Consider the following 18,136-nt stretch of genomic DNA (forward strand, 5'->3'; position numbering starts at 1 on the left):
CGCGTGGTCTTGGTTATGGCCCTGCCGCAGGAGGCGGCGGAGCGGCGGCCTTACTGTGCGGAGCGTCAGCCTTGCTGGCAAGGGACGAATTGGCGCGCGGGGTGACAAGGAAGAGACCGACCATCATCAGGGCGGTCGCGGCCCAGACCGGACCGGAATAGCGCTCTCCGAGGATGAGCATCGCCCAGAAGAGGCCAAATCCCGTCACCAGATAGCTGACCTGCGCGGCAAAGACCGGACCGGACCGGCCCACGAGCCAGACATAGCTGCTGTAGACCAACCCGTGGATCGTGGCGCTGGCCACGAGGGCCGCGTCCGGCGCGCCCCAGGGCGGGCGCGGGTCGATCCACTGCCCCGAGAGCAGCGCGAAGGGCAGTGCCAGAACGATCCCGACCAGGGAGGCGCCCAGCAGGACCTGCACCGCATCCACCCCGTAAGTGCCCCATTTCGCGACCACATTCCCCTCCAGCGCGTAGAAGAGCGGCGCCAGCAGCGAGACCGGCACCCAGATCAGCATCGCCGCATCGGGCAGCGCCGTACCGGGCAAAACGATCAGGGCGACACCCCCGAGACCACAACAAAGCCCCGCGATCCGCTTGAGTGAGAACTTGTCAAGCCCGAGGGCCAGGGCGATGGGAAAGGCCAGCATCGGCACAAGAGAGAGCAGAATCGACGTGATCCCCGAGGGCAGGTGCACGATTGCCGCGTAGGAGGCCGAATTGGGCAGCAAGGTGCCGATGATCGCCATGATCACATAGAGCCGGATCTGCTTGCGCCCGAGCGGCAGGCGCTTGCCACGCGCCAGCGTGATGGCTCCGAGGACCACCGCCCCCACGGCAAACTGCCAGAAGATCAGGCCGAAATGGCCATAGCCTTCGGAAACCGCGATTTTCGAGAGAGGTTGGGTAACCCCCCATCCGGCCCCGAGCACAACCAGCAGACCTGTCAGCCAGAGCCGCGCGCCGGGGGCCTGATCCGTCATCGGACCGGCGCCGCGTCGGTGACCGGCGCAGGGCCCGCCGCTGCCAGCCGCCCGCCATGGCGGACCATTTCGACCCGCGTGGCCTTGCCCGTACGGTCATCGGTTTCGACATAGAGCCCCGAGAGCGTCGCCGGCCCCAGCGCCGGCACATAGCGCCCCTTGGACATGCCGGTGACGAAGCGGCGCATGGGTTCGGCCTTTTCCATACCGATCACCGAGTCGTAGTCGCCGCACATGCCCGCATCGGCCTGAAACGCCGTCCCGCCGGGCAGGATCTGCGCATCCGCGGTGGGAATATGCGTATGGGTGCCGACCACGACCGAGGCGCGCCCATCGCAGTAATGCCCCACGCCCATCTTCTCGGACGTGGCCTCGCAATGGATATCCACGAGGCTCGCCTGCACCAGACCGCCCAAGGGGTGGGCGCGCAGAACCCGGTCGAGATCCGAGAAGGGATCCGGGAAGGGCCTCTTCATGAAGACCTGCCCCAGCACTTGGGTGACGAGCACCTTGCGGCCCTGGCTCGCCGAATAGATCCTGTGACCGCGTCCAGGCGCGTCCTTGGCGAAATTCATCGGCCGCAGGATCCGCGGCTCGCTCTCGATGAATTGCAGCATGTCGCGCTGGTCAAAGGCGTGATCCCCAAGGGTCAGGCAATCCGCCCCCGCGGCCAGCAGCCCTTTGGCGTGATCGGGCGTGAGCCCCGCGCCATTGGACGCGTTCTCGCCATTCACCACCGCAAAATCGATCTTCCACGCCGCCCGCAGGCGGGGAAGCTCTTCCGCGATGGCGGACCGTCCGGCCCGCCCCATCACATCTCCAAGAAACAGCAGTCGCATGGGCCACCGTTAGGCCTCTGGCGGCTCCGGCGCAAGCGTGCTTATGCGCGCCCTTTGCGCGCGCAGGGGGCTCAGGACGGCAACAGACCCTCTTCGGTCACCAAACCGTCGAGGGGCTGATCCGTCTTCTCTCGGGGCAGTGGGTCCGGGGCCTCTTGCGCCGCATAGGCCAGACCGATGGCGCGCACGGGCCCCGCCGCACGCAAAAGCGCGAGCGTCCGGTCATAGTACCCGCCCCCATAGCCCAGGCGCGCGCCCGCCCGGTCAAAGGCCACGAGGGGCACGATCACAACGCTGGGCTGCACGATCTCGGCCTGGCGCGGGACCTGGGCGCCGAACGGCCCCTCGACCATCTCGGTCTCGGGCGTCCAGCGGTGAAAGAGCAGCGGTTGCCCTTTGCCCTGAATGACCGGGACGCAGAGGGTTCGGGTCGCGGACAGCGCAGTCATTGCGGGCAGAGGCGACATCTCGCTGCGGATCGGCATATAGCCCGATACCGCACCCGGAGGTGCATCCCGAAGCACATCGAGCAGAGCCGCAGTCGCCGCCGCAACCCAGGGAAACCCCGCTGCGCGATCCGCATCAAAGGCGGCCTTGCGGCGGGCAAAGGCCGCCTTCCGAGCCGCAGCCTTGGCGGCGGTCATGGGGTCGTCGGGCCTCGTCACAGCAAGATCATCGACGCAAAACCGAGGAAGACGAAGAACCCCACCACATCCGTTACCGTCGTCACGAAGGTGCCAGAGGCCAGAGCCGGGTCGATCCCCAGCTTGTCCAGCGCCAACGGGATCAGCAGCCCCGCGAACCCGGCAACGGCCAGGTTCACCACCATCGCCACGGCGATGACCAGCGCCAGCACCGGCGTGCCAAACCAGATCAGGCTGACCCCGCCCATGATCAGCGCAAAGACCGCCCCGTTGAGTGTGCTGGCCATGACCTCGCGCCGGAGCACCCGCCAGGCGTTCGAGCCCGTCAGGTCCTTCGTGGCAATCGCGCGCACCGCCACGGTGAGGGATTGTGTGCCGGCATTTCCGCCCATGGAGGCAACAATGGGCATCAGCACCGCGAGGGCGACGACCTGCGAGATCACATCCTCGAACAGCGAGATCACCAGCGAGGCAATGATCGCCGTCAGAAGGTTCACGCCCAGCCAGGGAAAGCGCTGCTTGGTGATGTCCCATGTGGTGTCCGAGACCGACTCGTCGCCCACACCGGCCAGACGCAGGATATCCTCGTTATGCTCCTCATCGAGCACGACCATGGCGTCATCGATGGTGATCACCCCGACCAGCCGGTCATCGGCGTCCACCACCGGGGCCGAGATCAGGTGATACTGGTTGAACGCATAGGCCACGTCGCTTTCGGGTTGGGTCACCGGAATAGTCCGGAAGGTATCCTCGGTCAGATCCAGAAGCGGCACCTCGCGCCGCGCGCCCAGCATCCGGCCGAGCGTTACATAGGCCGTGGGGCGCATGCGCGGATCCACGAGGATGATGTGGTAGAACTGCTCCGGCAGATCCTCTTCGGCGCGGATATGATCGATGGCCTGCCCGACGGTCCAATGTTCGGGCGTCATCACCAGCTCGCGCTGCATCAGGCGGCCCGCGGAATACTCGGGGTATTGCAGCGACTGCTCGACAGCGACCCGATCCGGCGCCTCCAGCACCTCGAGAATCGCGCTTTGCTGTTCGGCGTCGAGATCCTCGACCAGATCGACCACATCGTCGCTCTCAAGATCGCGGACGGCATCGGCCAGCACGGTCTTGGGCAGGGCGTCGATCACCTCTTCGCGCAGCCCCTCGTCGAGCTCCGAGAGGACCGCACCGACCTCATCGGAGGTCCAGATCTCAAGGAGTGCGCGCAAGCGCCCTGAACCGATCTGCTCAAAAAGGTCCGCGATATCAGCCGGGTGCATCGGCTCGAGGATCTCGGCCACCAGCGCCGGGTCTTCGGCGTCGAGCGCATCATAGAGGGTGGTGACCACGTCCCGGTCGAGGGCGTAATCCTCCTCCTGCATCTCTTCGATGGGTTGCGGGCTGTCCGCCATGCCTGCCTCCGGACCTGCGCGGGCCTGCGCCGAGCCACGCTGCGGGGACCATAGACAGGGCGCGCCGCGAAGGCGAGCCGCTCCGAGCGGAAATTCGACATTTACCCCGCTGGGCGTCCTGCCTACGGTGCTGCACATGCAGCATCATCTCGTGACCGGGCAAACGCTCGAATTCTTGGACAATCCCTTGCGCGCGCCTTGGCAGGACTGCGTCCGCATCGACAGCGCCGGGGCGGTGCGGATCGAAGGCGGCAAGATCGCCGAAATCGGCCCCGCCGCTGCCCTGCGGGCGGCCCATCCCGCCCTGCCTGTGACCGATATGGGCGATGCGCTGCTGCTGCCCGGTTTCGTGGATGCCCATGCGCATTACCCGCAAACCGCGATGATCGCGAGCTGGGGCAAACGGCTGATCGACTGGCTCAACAGCTATACCTTCCCCGAGGAGCTGCGCTTTGCCGACCCGGATTACGCCGCAAAGATCGCGGCGCGCTATTTCGATCTGACCCTCGCCCATGGCACGACCACGGTTTGCGCCTATTCCACGGTCCATCCCGCAAGCGTGGAGGCGTTTTTCACCGAGGCGCAGGCGCGCGGGCTGCGCGCCCTGACCGGCAAGACCTGCATGGATCGCAACGCGCCGGAGGGCCTGACCGATACCGCGCAGAGCGCCTATGACGACAGCAAACGCCTGCTGGAGGCCTGGCACGGGGTCGACCGGCTGTCCTATGTGATCACGCCGCGCTTCTCACCGACCTCAACGCGGGAGCAGCTGAGCGCCCTTGGTGCGCTTTACGGCGAGCATCCCGATTGCCTGATGCAGACGCATATCTCCGAGCAGACCGACGAGATCGCCTGGGTCGCCGAGCTCTTTCCCGAGGCGCGCGACTATCTCGACACCTATGAGGCCGCTGGGCTGCTCGGGCCCACGGGGCTTTTTGGCCATGCGATCCACCTGATGGCGCGCGAGGTCGACCGGCTGGCCGAGACCGGGGCGGCGGTGGTGCATTGTCCGACCTCGAACACCTTTATCGGTTCGGGCCTGTTTGACATGGCCGGGCTCGCGCCGCGCCTGCCCGTGGGGCTGGCCACGGATACGGGCGGCGGGTCGAGCTTTTCCATGCTGCGCACCATGGCCGCAGCCTATGAGATCGGGCAGCTGCGCGGTACGGCCGTGCATCCGGCGCAGCTCTTGTGGCTGGCCACCGCAGGCTCCGCCGAGGCGCTGCATCTGGGCGATCGGATCGGACGGCTCGCCCCGGGGATGGAGGCGGATCTGATCGCGCTCGATCTCGCCTCGACCCCGGCGATTTCCCAGCGCTACGCCGAGGCGGATGATCTCTGGGAGGCGGTGTTTCCTACCATCATGATGGGCGATGACCGGGCGATTGCCGGGGTCTGGATCGCGGGCGACCGGCGGATCTGAGCCGGTCAGCAGGCCCGGGCGTAGGTCATCACCCAGATATCGCCCGTCCCGCGCGCGGTTCCGGCGGCCTTGGGGTCAGGGCTGAGCAGATTGCGACGATGCCCCTCGGAGCCAAGCCAGGCGCGCAGCACCTGGTCCGCGTCGCGTTGGCCTTTGGCGATATTCTCCGCCGCATAGCAGGCCTCATAACCCGCCGCGCGCATCCGGCGCAGCGGGGTCGATCCATCGGGCGCCACATGGTCGAAATAGCCCTTCTCCGCCATGTCCTGCGCATGGGCAATGGCCGCACGGTCGAGCGCCGAATTCGACGCAAGTGCGCCCTGCCCCGCGTCGCGGCGCGCCCCGTTCACGACGGCCAAGAGCTCTGGTGCAGAGCTCGCCGTGGCATTCTGTACGGGCGCGATCCCCGGCCCCGCGCCACTGCATCCGGCGAGAAGCAAGGCGGCGAGCCACACCCCGCGGCTCATGTCATCAACCGGTTGAGGCAGCGGGTCTGCTCCGCCACCAGTGCGGCCGCATCCCGGCGCACCAGCTGGCTTTCGCGGACCACGGGCTTGCCCTCGACAAAAAGGTCCCGCACGCCGCTGGGACCGGAGAGCAGCAGGGCCGCCACCGGATCCCAGGCCCCGGCGGCTTCCAACCCGGACACATCCCAGACCGCAATATCCGCGCGCATCCCGACCACCAGCTGACCGAGATCGTCGCGGCCCAGCACCTCGGCCCCGCCCCGCGTGGCAATCTCGAGCATCTCGCGCGCGCTCATGGCATCGGCGCCGCTCTGAACCCGCTGCAGCAGGAAGGCCATGCGCGCCTCGGCCATCATCCCATTGCCATCATTGGAGGCCGACCCATCCACGCCCAGCGCCACATGCACTCCCGCATCCCGCATGGCCCGCACGGGCGCGATGCCCGAACCGAGGCGACAGTTGGAGCAGGGGCAATGGGCGACGCCGGTGCGGCTGCGGGCGAAGAGGTCGATCTCGCTCTCATCGAGCTTGACGCAATGGGCGTGCCAGACATCCTCGCCCGTCCAGCCCAGCTCCTCGGCATATTGCCCGGGACGGCAGCCGAACTGCGCCTCGGAATAGGCGATATCCTCGTCATTCTCGGCCAGATGGGTATGCAGCATCACGCCCTTGTCCCGCGCGAGGATGGCGGCGTCCCGCATCAGCCCGCGGCTGACGGAAAAGGGCGAACACGGCGCCACGCCAACCCGGACCATGGCGCCGGGGTTCGGGTCGTGGAACGCGTCGATCACGCGGATCGCATCGTCGAGGATCGCGGCCTCATCCTCCACCAGACTGTCGGGTGGCAGGCCCCCATCGCTCTCGCCGATGCTCATGGCCCCGCGCGTTGGGTGAAAACGCAACCCGATCTCTGCCGCGGCCTCAATCGTGTCCTCGAGCCGCACGCCGTTGGGATAGAGATAGAGGTGATCGGAGCTCAGGCTGCAGCCGGTCAGCGCCAGTTCCGCCAACCCGACCTCCGCCGAGATCCGCATATCCTCGGGCGTCATACGCGCCCAGATCGGATAGAGGGTCTGCAACCAGCCAAAGAGCAGCGCGTCTTGGGCGGCTGGGACAGCCCGGGTCAGGGTCTGGTAGAGATGGTGGTGGGTGTTCACGAGGCCCGGCGTCACCACGCAGCCCGAAACATCCAGCGTCTCGGCCCCGTCCAGCGGCAGATCCGTACCAATGGCGGTGATCACCCCGCCCTCGATCCGCAGGTCGCAATCGCTGATCTCGCGTCGCGCATCGTCCATCGTGACCAGAACACGGGCCTTGCGGAGGATGAGCGCGCTCATGCGGGCACCTCGCGCAGGATTTCGAGCGCTGCGGCGTGGATCTCGGGGCTGCCTGCGGCCAATGCGCGTCCGCCGCCATGGGCCGGGCCGCCCTGCCAATCGGTGACGATGCCGCCCGCCGCCTCGATCACCGCGATGGGCGCGCAAATGTCATAGGATTGCAGCCCCGCTTCGATCACGAGGTCCACCTGCCCGGCCGCGAGCAGGCCGTAAGCGTAGCAATCCATGCCATAGCGGGTCAGGCGGCACTGGCGCGCGACCTCCTGAAAGCCGCGCTGCTCCGTGGCGCTGCCCACTTCGGGATAGGTGGTGAAAATCGTGGCCTCGGCGAGCGCCGCACAGGGGCGCGTGCGCAGCGGGGCGCTGCCTCGTGGGCCGGTGACGGTTGCCCGACCGGTGCCACCGGAGAACCGCTCGCCAATATAGGGCTGATCAATGACACCCAACCGGGGGCCATCCGCGTCGTTCAACGAAATCAGCACGCCCCAGGTGGGCGTGCCGGACATGTAGGCGCGGGTGCCATCAATGGGATCGAGCACCCATGTCAGGCCGGAGGTTCCTGACACGGGGCCGAATTCTTCGCCAAGAATGCCGTCATCCGGCCGAAGCTCCGCCAGAACGGCGCGCATGGCTTTCTCACTCGCGCGATCAGCCTCGGTCACGGGATCGAACGCGGCCACCCCAGCCTTGTTTTCGATCCCGAGCCCCTGCTCGCGAAAGCGGGACAGGGTCGGCGCGCGGGCCGCATCGGCGAGCGCGTCTGCCACAGCCCAAAGCTCTTGCGCGGGGAACGCCTCCCCGGTCTCAACTGGCGTGTTCATCGGGTCTCTCCCGCGGTTACGAAACCGCGCTACAGACCGCGATGGCTCAGGTCAAGCTCAGGCCGCGTCGCTGAGAACCCGTGCGAGGTCGAAGAGACGGCGCCGCTGGGTTTCCGGGATCGCGTAATAGGAGCGCACAAGTTCCAGCGCTTCCTTGTCCGATAGCAGATCGCCCGGCATGTCCATCTCGTGGGCCTCGGCCACCTGAGCTGCACCCAGACCTTCGAAGAAGAAGCTCACCGGAACACCCAATGCAGACGCGATTTCCCACAGACGGGACGCGCTGACGCGATTCATGCCGGTCTCGTATTTCTGAATCTGTTGAAACTTGATTCCAACCTTGTCGGCCAATTGCTGCTGGGTCATACCCACCATCCAGCGGCGGTGACGCACGCGTTTGCCCACATGGACATCAACGGGATGTTTCATAGAACGCTCCTTTTCTCCTGTGGGTTTATCAAGCTAGTTTCGTGCCAAGTGAGCCATATGTCGGTAAAGAATCTGTCGACTGGTCCAAAAAAAACGACTCGCCCTTGGAAAACCTAGCAACTTCCTAAACATGAAGTGCTAACGCATATTTCCCCAAGCGGGTTATTGCCGGTAGCAGCTAGTCTCCTTATAGGTGTTTTGCATTTTGCAACGCATTTTGCAATACATCCTTCGGTAGATTCCTATTTTGCACTGCATTCCGCCAAGATCCGGCGGCCCTTTGCCGATGGGGATGGGCGGGTCTCTGCTGGTCGTTGCCCGCCGCCATCGCTACAGTCTTGCCCGAAGTCAGATCCGGGTCCTCGGGCCCCAGCCGGAGAACCTCATGCGCGCGTTCCGTATCCAGTCCTACGAGACCCCCCCTCAGATCGAAGACATTCCCCTCCCCGAGCCCGCAGCAGGGGAAGTGCGCCTCAAGATCGAGGCCTGCGGCCTGAATTTTGCGGATCTACTCATGTCAAAGGGCAAGTATCAGGAGAAACCTGCGCTGCCGACAACCCTCGGGATGGAAGTGGCAGGCGTGATCGACGCCCATGGCCCGGGGACCGAGGCGCCGCCGGTGGGCACCCGGGTCGCGCTCTTTGGCGGTCGGGGCGGGCTGGCCGAATATGGCTGCTTTCCAGCCGAGCGCTGCGTGCCCCTGCCGGATGGGATGCCCGCCGCGGATGCCGCCGGGTTCCAGATCGCCTATGGCACCTCCCATCTGGCGCTGGAGCATACGGCCCATCTGAAGCGGGGCGAGACGCTTCTGGTTCTGGGCGCGGCAGGCGGTGTAGGCCTGACAGCGGTGGAGATTGGCAAGCTCATGGGCGCCAAGGTCATCGCCAGCGCGCGCGGCGCGGACAAGCTGCAAAGGGCCAAGGAGGCCGGGGCCGACCACCTGATCGACAGCGATGCAGGCGATTTGCGCGAGGCGGTCAAGGCGCTCGGAGGCGCAGATGTTGTCTATGACCCCGTGGGGGGCGACGCTTTCACCGAGGCGATGCGGGCCTGCAACCCGGAGGCGCGCATGCTGATCATCGGCTTTGCCTCGGGGGATCTGCCGCAGATCAAGCCGAACCACCTGCTGGTCAAGAACATCTCGGTACAGGGTTTTTACTGGGGCGGGTTTCTGACCTTCAATCCCAAGGCCCTCACGGACAGTCTCGCGACCCTGTTTGAGTGGTACGGCGCGGGCAAGATCTCCCCCCATGTGAGCCATGTGCTGCCGCTGGATCAGGCGGCGGAGGGGCTGGAACTGCTGCGCAGCCGCGCCTCAACCGGGAAGGTCGTAATCGAGATCTGAGGCTCAAAGCTGCGCGTAGGCCTGCCGCAGGAGATCCGCGAGCGCGTCCCGCACCGGATCGCCCGCCGCGCGGTGACCATAGAGCACGATCTGCTTGGTCGCGAGCTTCGGCAGCTCGCCCCCATGGGAAATCCGCTCCAGATGGGCGGGCTCGGTCCCCTCGATCACTGCATGCACCGCCATATCCGCCGCCACGATCGGCTCGATGGTGCGCGCAGACTCAGCTTGCACGGTCATGGACCAATCCATGCCCGCCTCATCCAGAGCCAATTGCACGGAATCCTTGAAAAGGCAGCTCTGCTCGAAGGCGAGCGGCAAGGGACGGCGGCGCCAGGCCTGACCACCCACGGCACCGATCCAGACCAGCGGCAGGGCCGCCAAAGCCTCCCCGCCGCGCTCCACATGATCCTCGGTGGTCAGGATCAGATCGCATTCGCCATTCGCCAGAAATTCCTTCAGACGCATGGTGAAGCTTGAAATCAGGTCGACCTTCACCCGCGGATAGTCCTGGGTGAACCGGGCGAGCACCTGCGGGATCGCCGGGTAGACAATGTCATGGGGCACGCCGAGGGCGATCTTCCCCTCGAAGGCCTGATCGGTCATCCGCGCATAAATCTCGTCATTCAGCGCCAGCATCCGCTTGGCATAGGAGAGGAGCTGATCCCCCGTGGGCGTCAGCGCGATCCCCCGCCCCGACCGATCCAGAAGCGCGAGCCCGAGACTTTCCTCCAACCGCTTGAGCTGCATGGAGACCGCCGATTGGGTGAGGTTCAAGAGCCCGGCGGCCTTGGTCACCCCACCGGATTCCGCCACGGAGACGAAAGAGCGCAAAGCCGTCAGGTCGAGATTGCGGGGCATGTATCACCTTTCATGATTTCGAGCATCACAATCATTCGTTTTTAAAATGAGTCAAGGCCTGCCATATACATCAGAAAAGGTGATGACCTTTACGCAAACCATCGCAAATCAGAAAGGATAGACCCATGCGTGCCTCCCTCCCCCTATCCGCGTCCCTTCCTGCGCCCCGTCCTGCGCGCTTTTCCCTTCCGCGCCTTGTGCATCTGCTGACCCTTGGCCGAACGCGCAAGCAATTGCGCGGTCTTGATGCCCATATGCTGAACGATATCGGCCTGTCCCGCGAGGCCGCAGATCGCGAATCCGAGCGTCCGATCTGGGATGTGCCGCAAGGCTGGCGCAAATAAGGTGCGTCAAAAACACGGCTTTTACGATCCACCATTAAAATGAAGGGGGAATCTGCTACCAAGAAGGCCGGTTTCCCCGCAGCACACTCTTGAAAACTCGGCCATGTTCGCCAATATCAGTGGCAATCCGGGCCGCGCCATCGGCTCGTCTTTTTCAAGGAGGGTTCAATGGCACAATACGATACGATCCGCACTGCTGGCGTTGGCGCCCGCTCTGCGCAGATCGATGAAGGGCTTCGCGCCCATTTCAACAAGGTCTATGGCCTCATGTCCGTGGCGATGGTGCTGACGGGCGCTGTCGCTTGGGCTGTTGGCACCAATGAGCAGATGCTGGCCGCAATCTTTGCGACGCCGCTGAAATGGGTCGTAATGTTCGCCCCGCTGATCATGGTTTTTGCCTTCAGCGCGATGATCAACAAGATGTCCTCGGGCGCCGCTCAAGTGTTCTTCTACGCCTTTGCTGCCGCGATGGGCCTCTCGATCAGCTACATCTTTGCGATCTATACCGGCGTCTCCATCGCCACCACGTTCCTCGTGACGGCGATCGCCTTCGCGTCGCTCAGCCTCTTTGGCTACACGACGAAGAAAGATCTGAGCAGCTGGGGCCGCTTCCTGTTCATGGGGGTGATTGGCCTGATCGTCGCTTCGATCGTGAACATCTTCCTCGGCTCCCCGGCGATTGCCTTCGCTGTCTCCAGCCTTGGGGTTCTGATCTTTGCGGGGCTGACCGCTTATGATACTCAGCGCATCAAGACCGAATACATCGAGCATGCGCAGTATGGGGATCAGGAGTGGCTGGCGAAGTCGGCGATCATGGGCGCACTGAGCCTCTACATCAACTTCATCAACATGTTCATGTTCCTGCTGCAGTTCCTCGGCAATCGCGAGTGATCGCAGGACGATCAACAGACTAGGAAAGGCCGGCCTCGCGCCGGCCTTTTTCTTTGCGCTAGAGCGGGGCTTCCATCCGCACAGCCGGAAACCGCAGTCCTGCCGGACCGATGGGCACATCCACCCGTTCCAGGGACACAAAGCCCAGCGCCGCGTAGAATGGCTCGGCCGTGAGGGTCGAGAGCGCTTCGAGACGGGTCTGACCGGCCTCCTGCGCCTCCTCCATGATATCCTTCATCAGGCGCCGGCCCAGCCCCTCTCGCGTGCGGGTATGATCGGTTACCACATGGCGGATATGGCCCAGCCCCGGCGTCACGGTCCCACCCCCGGGCGCGCCCCGGGTCCAGCCGCCGGCGGCGAGGATCTCTCCCCCCTCCTCCACCACGTGGTAGGTCCCACAGGTGACCAGCGCGGGCTGGGCGCGCGAGATCACCGGTAGGATCGTCACCAGCACGGAGGGCGGATAGTCGGGCTTCAGCAGCACCGGATAGCTGCGCGCGAGCAGGGCATCCACCGCCGCAACATCCCGCGCCGTCGCAACACGTCTGGTCAAGGTCATCTCGGGCCTCCTCTGCTGGGTGGGGATCGCGCAAAGAAAAAGCCGCGCTCGGAGGCGCGGCTTGGATCGTAACGTCGGTGGGGCAGATTACTTGATCTTGCCTTCCTTGTACTCGACATGCTTGCGCGCAACCGGATCATATTTCCGGACGACCATTTTCTCGGTCATGGTCCGGGCGTTTTTCTTGGTTACGTAGAAGTGGCCGGTATCCGCGGTCGAGTTGAGGCGGATCTTGATGGTCGTCGGCTTCGCCATGTTGCGGTCTCCTGGCAGATTGCGGGCGAGAGTCGCGTCTGACCCTCGATCAACTTTGAACCCCGGCTTTTACTGGCACCGGCGCGCCTGTCAACCGCGATTCGACATGGAAAGTGCGGCAAGCGCAGCGCGGATCAGCGCGCCCGTTGTTTAAGGTCCGCCACACGGGTCTCGGAGGTCACATCCCGCAGGGCCACCAGCACAAGCCGCCGCGACAGGGCGAGCGGCGCATCACTGGAGCGCGCAGGTTGCAGCGGGGTCAGGGTGGCCTCCCAGGTTTGGGGGCCGATCTCGCCGGGCACGCAGGACACCACGAAGCTCAGCTCCCGCGCGTCGGTCAATGCCGCGTCCAGCGCGCCCTGGGCCAGGCTGCGGCTCTCCCGGGGCCAGAGCGATGCATAGCGCCCGCCCACGCAGGTCTGGGCCGATCCGAAGGGCCGGCCGGTCGCCACGAGGATGCGCCCGGTGGCCGTCACCACGAAGAGCGACTGATCGAGCTTGCCCGCAAGCGTTCCCAGCAAAGCATCCAGAATGTCGGAATCAAAAAGCCCCGCCTCAGCCGCAGCGGATTGATCGAAAGAAAACGCGCTGGTCCCGGCGCTGAATGTATTGGGAAGATCTTCCATGGTAATCACTGTGGCGGTTATCGATCTCCATTTGTGTAACACAAACTAGACAGAAATACAGTCACAAATAGATTACAAATCTGCGCGGAGAGCCTGTAAGCCGGATTTTGTCCAAGACGGCAGGCCGTCTCTGGATGACCATTCCTCTGGGTGCCCTGTTGCCAGTGCACTCTAGCTGCCAACCCGGATCCCTGGGTTGAAGCCACCCTGCCCCCGAAGGCGCGGCGGGATCCCTATTTGGCATTGCTCCCGGTGGGGCTTGCCGTGCCGGTCCTGTTGCCAGGCCCGCGGTGGGCTCTTACCCCACCGTTTCACCCTGACCCGTCCGGAGACGGGCGGTCTGATCTCTGTGGCGCTTTCCGTCGGGTTGCCCCGCCCGGGCGTTACCCGGCACCGTTGCTTCGTGGAGTCCGGACTTTCCTCTCGGACAGATAGCTATGCCCAAGCGGCCATCCAGCCCTCCGCGCGACTGCGCTGTTATCCTTGCCCAAGGGTGGGGTCAACGGGCCAATGGTGCGCGAGCGTTGCAGCCAGCGCCATATCCTGCGCGTCGAGCGGCCCGCTGGTCCCGGGACGAAAGCGCGACCGGACGGCCGCCAACCGAGTTTCCGGGTCGACCTCCGCCGTCATGCCAAATCTGGCCAGGTCCGCGGCAAACCGCGCGCCATCCACCACTGGTTGCGAGGCCGCGGCCCGCCCGGCCTCAGAAGGCCAGATTGCCAGCCCCTGCCGTGCCAAGCGCCGCCAGTCAAAGCGCGGCCCCGGATCGATCTTGCGGCCCGGGGCAAGGTCGGAATGGCCAATCACCTGGGCAGGCCCGATCGACCAGCGGGCCATGATAGCCGGCAAGAGCGTCTCCAGCGCGGTCATCAACGGCGCGGCAAAGGGGCTGACCCCGTCATTGTCGAGCTCGATCCCAATCGACGCGCTGTTCAAATCCGTGCAGCCCCCCCATTGCCCCCGCCCCGCATGCCAGGCGCGCAGGTCCTCGGGAACAAGCTGGGTAACGGCGCCATCGCGCGCGATCACATAATGGGCGGAAACCTCAGCCTGCGGGTTGCAGAGCCAGTCAATGGCCCCGGAGGCGCTCTGCATAGCCGTGTAATGCAGCACGATCAGGCGCGGCGTGAGCCCGTTCTTGCGCGGCCCGCAATTGGGCGAGCGCGGCTCGAGGATCTGGGTCAGTTGCGCACCGCGAGGCGGAACGGGCTCGGGTCCCAGCGACAGGCATAGCCGTCGCCATCCGGATCCAGCCCGCTGCGGTCGCGCTGCGGCCCGCCGGCATCAAGGAAAGCCTGCTGGGCGGCGTTGGCGTCGCTGTAGCGGTCACAGCCGCGGGTCGATAGACGGATCGGGCTGCGGGAATAGACCGGCGTTCCCACGGGATGCGAGGTCGCCAGCGCGAACTCCACGATCGAAGCGAGATCCCCGGAAGGCCGGTCCGGCAGCTCCGTGGGTTCGATCACCTGAAAGGCTTCGCGTTGCGCGGCGAGACGTTCCCGATCGCTTTCGATCGTCACGCGCTCGGACACCGCGTCAAAGCTGTTCTCATCCGAGATGCCCGGACCACGACGCAAAAGGTTCGGGTCGGGCTCGGCCCCTGCCGCCACCGCTTCGGCCACGGCCAGATCGGTCGGATCCGCGCCTTCGGGCAGAATGATCGACTCGCCGCTCGAGAGCGCTGCATCGCGGGCCTGCCGCTCGGTCCCGTAGGCGCCATAGCTGGTGCCAAATCCCGGACCGGCTCCGGCCACGTCATTGGGTGGCACGGATGTGCAGGCCGCCAGAATACCGGCGAGACCTAATGCTCCGACTGTCGAAACGAGACGCATACCAAACCTCTTCACTGCCCCCGCAGGCGAGCCTACCACCAGCGCTGCGGCTTGGCCACAAAGCCCGCAGCCTCTTCGAGCGCATAGGCGGTGTTGAGCAGATCGCCCTCTTCCCAGGGACGCCCGATCAGCTGCAGCCCGAGGGGCAGGCCCTTGCGGTCAAGGCCCGTGGGCACGGCGATGCCCGGCAGCCCGGCGAGGTTCACGGTGACGGTGAACACGTCGTTGAGATACATCTGCACCGGGTCCGCATCGATCATCTCGCCCAGACCAAACGCCGCCGAAGGCGTGGCCGGGGTCAGGATAGCATCGACCCCATCGGCGAAGACCGTCTCGAAGTCACGCTTGATCAGAGCACGCACCTTGCGGGCCCGGTTGTAATAGGCGTCGTAGAACCCAGCCGAGAGCACATAGGTCCCGACCATCACCCGGCGCTGCACTTCGGGGCCAAAGCCCTCGGCACGGGTTTTCTCATACATCTCGGTGATGCCATCGCCCTGCCCGAGCTGGGCCCGGTGGCCGAAGCGCACGCCGTCATAGCGCGCGAGGTTCGAGGAGGCCTCGGCCGGTGCGATCACGTAATAGGCGGGCAGCGCATATTTCGTGTGCGGCAGCGAGATATCCCGCAACTCGGCCCCCGCGGCCTTGAGCATCTCGGCACCTTCGGACCAGAGCGTCTCGATCTCCTCGGGCATGCCGTCCATGCGATATTCCTTGGGGATCCCGATCACCTTGCCGCGAATATCGCCCGTCAGCATGGCCTCGAAATCCGGCACCGCGAGATCCGCGCTGGTGCTGTCCTTGGGGTCGTGCCCGGCCATGGTGCCCAGCATGATCGCCGCGTCGCGCACATCCTTGGTCATGGGCCCCGCCTGATCGAGCGAGGAGGCGAAGGCCACGATGCCCCAGCGCGAGCAGCGCCCATAGGTCGGCTTCAGCCCCGTGATGCCCACGAATGCCGCAGGCTGACGGATCGAGCCGCCCGTATCGGTGCCGGTGGCGGCAAGGCAGAGATCTGCAGCCACCGCGCTGGCCGAGCCGCCGGAGGAGCCGCCCGGGGTCAGCGCCGCGTCATCATTGCCGCGCCGCCAGGGGTTCACCGCATTGCCATAGGTCGAGGTTTCGTTCGAGGACCCCATGGCGAACTCGTCCATGTTCAGCTTGCCAAGCATCACAGCGCCCGCATCAAACAGGTTCTGGCTGACGGTCGATTCGTATTCCGGCTTGAACCCTTCGAGGATCGCCGAGGCCGCCTGGGACGGCACGCCCTTGGTGCAGAAGAGATCCTTGATGCCAAGCGGGATGCCGCACATGTCGGGGGCATCGCCCTGGGCAAGCCGCGCGTCTGCGTGGCCAGCTTGCGTCAGAGCCAGCTCGGGGGTTTTGTGCACAAAGGCTCCGAGCGCGTCAGCCGCCTCCACAGCGGAGAGGCACGCCTCAGTGAGCTCGGTGGCGGTGATCTCCTTGCGGCGCAGCTTGTCGCGCGCAGCAGCGATGGTCAGGGAGGACAGATCAGACATGGGTTACTCCACAACCTTGGGCACGGCGAAAAAGCCCTCGCGCGCATCGGGGGCGTTGGCGAGCACAGCGCCCTGCTGATCCCCATCGGTGACCACATCCGCGCGCCGCTTCAGCCGCTGGGGCGTCACCGAGGTCATCGGCTCCACGCCCTCCACATCGACCTCGTTGAGCTGCTCGATGAAGCCGAGGATCGTGTTGAACTCACCTGCCAGGGCAGGCAGCGCGTCATCTTCGACCTTGATCCGGGCGAGTTTCGCGACCCGGCGTGCAGTCTCGGTATCAATGGACATCCGTAGGGCTCCGCTCAGCGTGGTTTTGCCGGGTTTAGCCTTGGCGCACGGGGCCTGCAAGCATGTGGCGGCGGTAAAGCTCGATCATCCAGCCCAGCATGACCGCGTTGAGAATATGCCACAGGAAATGGGTGCCCAGGGGCAGGCGTGCACAGAGGGTCATGTCGAGCGAGCGCGCGGTCAGCGACAGGCAGAGAATCCCCGCGCCCAGAGCCAGCCCGCGCGCGGTTGCAGGCGCGCGTCGGCGCAGTAGAACCGCGTAGGCGAAGATCAGAAGCGGCAGCGGCCAGTAAAAGCTCGAGATCCCGAAAAACGGCACCCCCGCAAAGACCGGCGTTAGCAGCGCCGTATAGGGCAGATAGGCGAGCGCCCCCAGCCCCGCGCCCCAGACCGGCCAGCCCCAGAAATGCCGGTTCGCCGCATAGATATAGAGCAGCGAGAACCCGACAATCGGCAGCACATCGGCAATCGCCGCCCAGACCTGCGCATGGGTGTGGAAGAGAAAGCTCCCCAACCCGATCAGCGCAAGCAGCCCGCACATCGCCTCCGCCAGGGCCAAACCCTGCCCCTGCACCCGGCGCCACATGACCCAAGCCGCCAACACGAAAGCCGCATTGGTCACGGCGTTGATCGGCTCGGCCCAATAGCTTGGATCCACCCGCTCGCAATACCCGTCGATCTGGTGCAGCAGCCCGTCCATATCCCCTGTCTCGCGGCGATCTCCTGCTTGGAAACCTAGGCGAGAGCGGGCCGCGGAAAAGCCCGAGGCCCGCAGCTATGGATCAGGGCATCGCGACCGCGCCGGTAATGGTGTTCTCGAAGGTGCCGGCCTCGCGATTCGAGAGGTTGCTGAAACGTCCTCCGCCGGTCAGGCCCGCCGCAGCCCCGGAGGCTCCAATCACGGACCATGTGCCCGTCATCGCGCCCTCCGCCGTCATCCCGGTGACCACCCAATCGGTCACGACGGTTGAGACGCCCTCTTTTGCAAAGACACAATGCCCCGCTCCAGCAGCCGAAGCCCGATTGATCTCGAACGAGCCAAAGCACTTGCCCGGCAGTCCGGCCATCGGGTTCTCCGGGTCGTTGGTCGCGAGCGGTTCGTACGCGCTAAGGGATTGCACCAGCATATGCCCCTCGCCCAGGACGGTCACCTCGTTCATGGACTGCCCGCTACCCGTGCCAGAGCCATCAAAGCTCTGACCGGCAAAAGTCATTGTCCCGATAAAGGACGCACATGCGGCACACAGAATGAGTTTCATAAAAGTCCTCCCAA

General features: G+C 65.2%; 22 protein-coding genes and 1 other RNA gene. 4 read left to right on the top strand and 19 right to left on the bottom strand.

What is annotated here, in order from left to right; genetic code table 11:
• Nucleotides 1-13: 13 nt before the first annotated feature.
• The 4 genes from ACP153_RS02985 to mgtE form a co-directional block, all read right to left on the bottom strand.
• On the bottom strand, nt 14-982 hold the full coding sequence (locus ACP153_RS02985) for a DMT family transporter (RefSeq protein WP_424969485.1): 969 nt from the start codon (nt 980-982) through the stop codon (nt 14-16).
• Nucleotides 979-1,821, bottom strand: coding sequence for a TIGR00282 family metallophosphoesterase (locus tag ACP153_RS02990; RefSeq protein ID WP_424969486.1), 843 nt, complete (start codon nt 1,819-1,821; stop codon nt 979-981). The genes ACP153_RS02985 and ACP153_RS02990 overlap by 4 nt, the downstream gene beginning before the upstream one ends.
• A gap of 71 nt (nt 1,822-1,892) precedes the next feature.
• Nucleotides 1,893-2,465, bottom strand: coding sequence for a 5-formyltetrahydrofolate cyclo-ligase (locus tag ACP153_RS02995; RefSeq protein WP_424969487.1), 573 nt, complete (start codon nt 2,463-2,465; stop codon nt 1,893-1,895).
• Nucleotides 2,466-2,482: 17 nt separating this feature from the next.
• Entirely contained in the window at nt 2,483-3,865 is a 1,383-nt protein-coding gene (gene mgtE, locus ACP153_RS03000; RefSeq protein WP_424969488.1) for a magnesium transporter, read from the bottom strand.
• 136 nt (nt 3,866-4,001) lie between these two features.
• On the opposite strand from mgtE, the gene guaD reads away from it, so the two are divergent.
• Entirely contained in the window at nt 4,002-5,288 is a 1,287-nt protein-coding gene (guaD, locus tag ACP153_RS03005; protein WP_424969489.1) for a guanine deaminase, read from the top strand.
• Between the two features lie 5 nt (nt 5,289-5,293).
• On the opposite strand, the gene ACP153_RS03010 is transcribed toward guaD, so the two are convergent.
• The 4 genes from ACP153_RS03010 to ACP153_RS03025 are packed head-to-tail and all read right to left on the bottom strand — an operon-like array spanning nt 5,294 to nt 8,342.
• Nucleotides 5,294-5,755, bottom strand: coding sequence for a CAP domain-containing protein (locus ACP153_RS03010; RefSeq protein WP_424969490.1), 462 nt, complete (start codon nt 5,753-5,755; stop codon nt 5,294-5,296).
• The gene (locus ACP153_RS03015) at nt 5,752-7,092 is read right to left on the bottom strand and encodes an 8-oxoguanine deaminase (RefSeq protein ID WP_424969491.1); all 1,341 of its coding nucleotides are present in this window, start codon (nt 7,090-7,092) and stop codon (nt 5,752-5,754) included. Before ACP153_RS03015 ends, ACP153_RS03010 begins: the two co-directional genes overlap by 4 nt.
• Nucleotides 7,089-7,913, bottom strand: a complete 825-nt coding sequence (hisN, locus tag ACP153_RS03020; protein WP_424969492.1) for a histidinol-phosphatase — start codon at nt 7,911-7,913, stop codon at nt 7,089-7,091. The genes ACP153_RS03015 and hisN overlap by 4 nt, the downstream gene beginning before the upstream one ends.
• A gap of 57 nt (nt 7,914-7,970) precedes the next feature.
• Nucleotides 7,971-8,342 (bottom strand): helix-turn-helix domain-containing protein, encoded by a 372-nt coding sequence (locus ACP153_RS03025; protein ID WP_424969493.1) that lies wholly within the window; start codon nt 8,340-8,342, stop codon nt 7,971-7,973.
• Nucleotides 8,343-8,727: 385 nt separating this feature from the next.
• Between ACP153_RS03025 and ACP153_RS03030 the strand changes: the two genes are divergently transcribed.
• Nucleotides 8,728-9,687, top strand: a complete 960-nt coding sequence (locus ACP153_RS03030; protein WP_424970001.1) for an NADPH:quinone oxidoreductase family protein — start codon at nt 8,728-8,730, stop codon at nt 9,685-9,687.
• Between the two features lie 3 nt (nt 9,688-9,690).
• On the opposite strand, the gene ACP153_RS03035 is transcribed toward ACP153_RS03030, so the two are convergent.
• Nucleotides 9,691-10,545 (bottom strand): LysR family transcriptional regulator, encoded by an 855-nt coding sequence (locus ACP153_RS03035; protein ID WP_424969494.1) that lies wholly within the window; start codon nt 10,543-10,545, stop codon nt 9,691-9,693.
• A gap of 125 nt (nt 10,546-10,670) precedes the next feature.
• Here ACP153_RS03035 and ACP153_RS03040 point away from each other — a divergent pair, with 125 nt between their 5' ends.
• Both ACP153_RS03040 and ACP153_RS03045 read left to right on the top strand, forming a co-directional pair.
• Nucleotides 10,671-10,889 (top strand): DUF1127 domain-containing protein, encoded by a 219-nt coding sequence (locus ACP153_RS03040; protein WP_424969495.1) that lies wholly within the window; start codon nt 10,671-10,673, stop codon nt 10,887-10,889.
• A gap of 168 nt (nt 10,890-11,057) precedes the next feature.
• Nucleotides 11,058-11,780, top strand: coding sequence for a Bax inhibitor-1/YccA family protein (locus ACP153_RS03045; RefSeq protein ID WP_424969496.1), 723 nt, complete (start codon nt 11,058-11,060; stop codon nt 11,778-11,780).
• 58 nt (nt 11,781-11,838) lie between these two features.
• Here the strand turns inward: ACP153_RS03045 and ACP153_RS03050 are convergent, their stop codons facing one another.
• The 10 genes from ACP153_RS03050 to ACP153_RS03095 form a co-directional block, all read right to left on the bottom strand.
• The gene (locus tag ACP153_RS03050) at nt 11,839-12,339 is read right to left on the bottom strand and encodes a GNAT family N-acetyltransferase (protein ID WP_424969497.1); all 501 of its coding nucleotides are present in this window, start codon (nt 12,337-12,339) and stop codon (nt 11,839-11,841) included.
• Between the two features lie 87 nt (nt 12,340-12,426).
• Complete coding sequence (gene rpmG, locus ACP153_RS03055) at nt 12,427-12,594, bottom strand: 50S ribosomal protein L33 (RefSeq protein ID WP_012179442.1); 168 nt, start codon at nt 12,592-12,594, stop codon at nt 12,427-12,429.
• 134 nt (nt 12,595-12,728) lie between these two features.
• A complete protein-coding gene (locus ACP153_RS03060) occupies nt 12,729-13,220 on the bottom strand; it encodes a hypothetical protein (RefSeq protein ID WP_424969498.1) in 492 nt (163 codons plus the stop codon).
• Nucleotides 13,221-13,300: 80 nt separating this feature from the next.
• Nucleotides 13,301-13,685, bottom strand: an RNA gene (rnpB, locus tag ACP153_RS03065) — RNase P RNA component class A.
• 12 nt (nt 13,686-13,697) lie between these two features.
• Nucleotides 13,698-14,339, bottom strand: coding sequence for an N-acetylmuramoyl-L-alanine amidase (locus ACP153_RS03070; RefSeq protein WP_424970002.1), 642 nt, complete (start codon nt 14,337-14,339; stop codon nt 13,698-13,700).
• Between the two features lie 62 nt (nt 14,340-14,401).
• Complete coding sequence (locus ACP153_RS03075; RefSeq protein WP_424969499.1) at nt 14,402-15,052, bottom strand: hypothetical protein; 651 nt, start codon at nt 15,050-15,052, stop codon at nt 14,402-14,404.
• A gap of 32 nt (nt 15,053-15,084) precedes the next feature.
• Nucleotides 15,085-16,572 (bottom strand): Asp-tRNA(Asn)/Glu-tRNA(Gln) amidotransferase subunit GatA, encoded by a 1,488-nt coding sequence (gatA, locus tag ACP153_RS03080; RefSeq protein WP_424969500.1) that lies wholly within the window; start codon nt 16,570-16,572, stop codon nt 15,085-15,087.
• A gap of 3 nt (nt 16,573-16,575) precedes the next feature.
• Nucleotides 16,576-16,863, bottom strand: a complete 288-nt coding sequence (gene gatC, locus ACP153_RS03085) for an Asp-tRNA(Asn)/Glu-tRNA(Gln) amidotransferase subunit GatC (RefSeq protein ID WP_424969501.1) — start codon at nt 16,861-16,863, stop codon at nt 16,576-16,578.
• Between the two features lie 34 nt (nt 16,864-16,897).
• Nucleotides 16,898-17,563, bottom strand: coding sequence for a ceramidase domain-containing protein (locus ACP153_RS03090; protein ID WP_424969502.1), 666 nt, complete (start codon nt 17,561-17,563; stop codon nt 16,898-16,900).
• Between the two features lie 82 nt (nt 17,564-17,645).
• Nucleotides 17,646-18,122 (bottom strand): hypothetical protein, encoded by a 477-nt coding sequence (locus ACP153_RS03095; RefSeq protein WP_424969503.1) that lies wholly within the window; start codon nt 18,120-18,122, stop codon nt 17,646-17,648.
• Between the last annotated feature and the right edge of the window lie 14 nt (nt 18,123-18,136).

The sequence above is a fragment of the Dinoroseobacter sp. S76 genome, assembly GCF_049801095.1.
Classification (GTDB): Bacteria; Pseudomonadota; Alphaproteobacteria; order Rhodobacterales; family Rhodobacteraceae; genus Dinoroseobacter.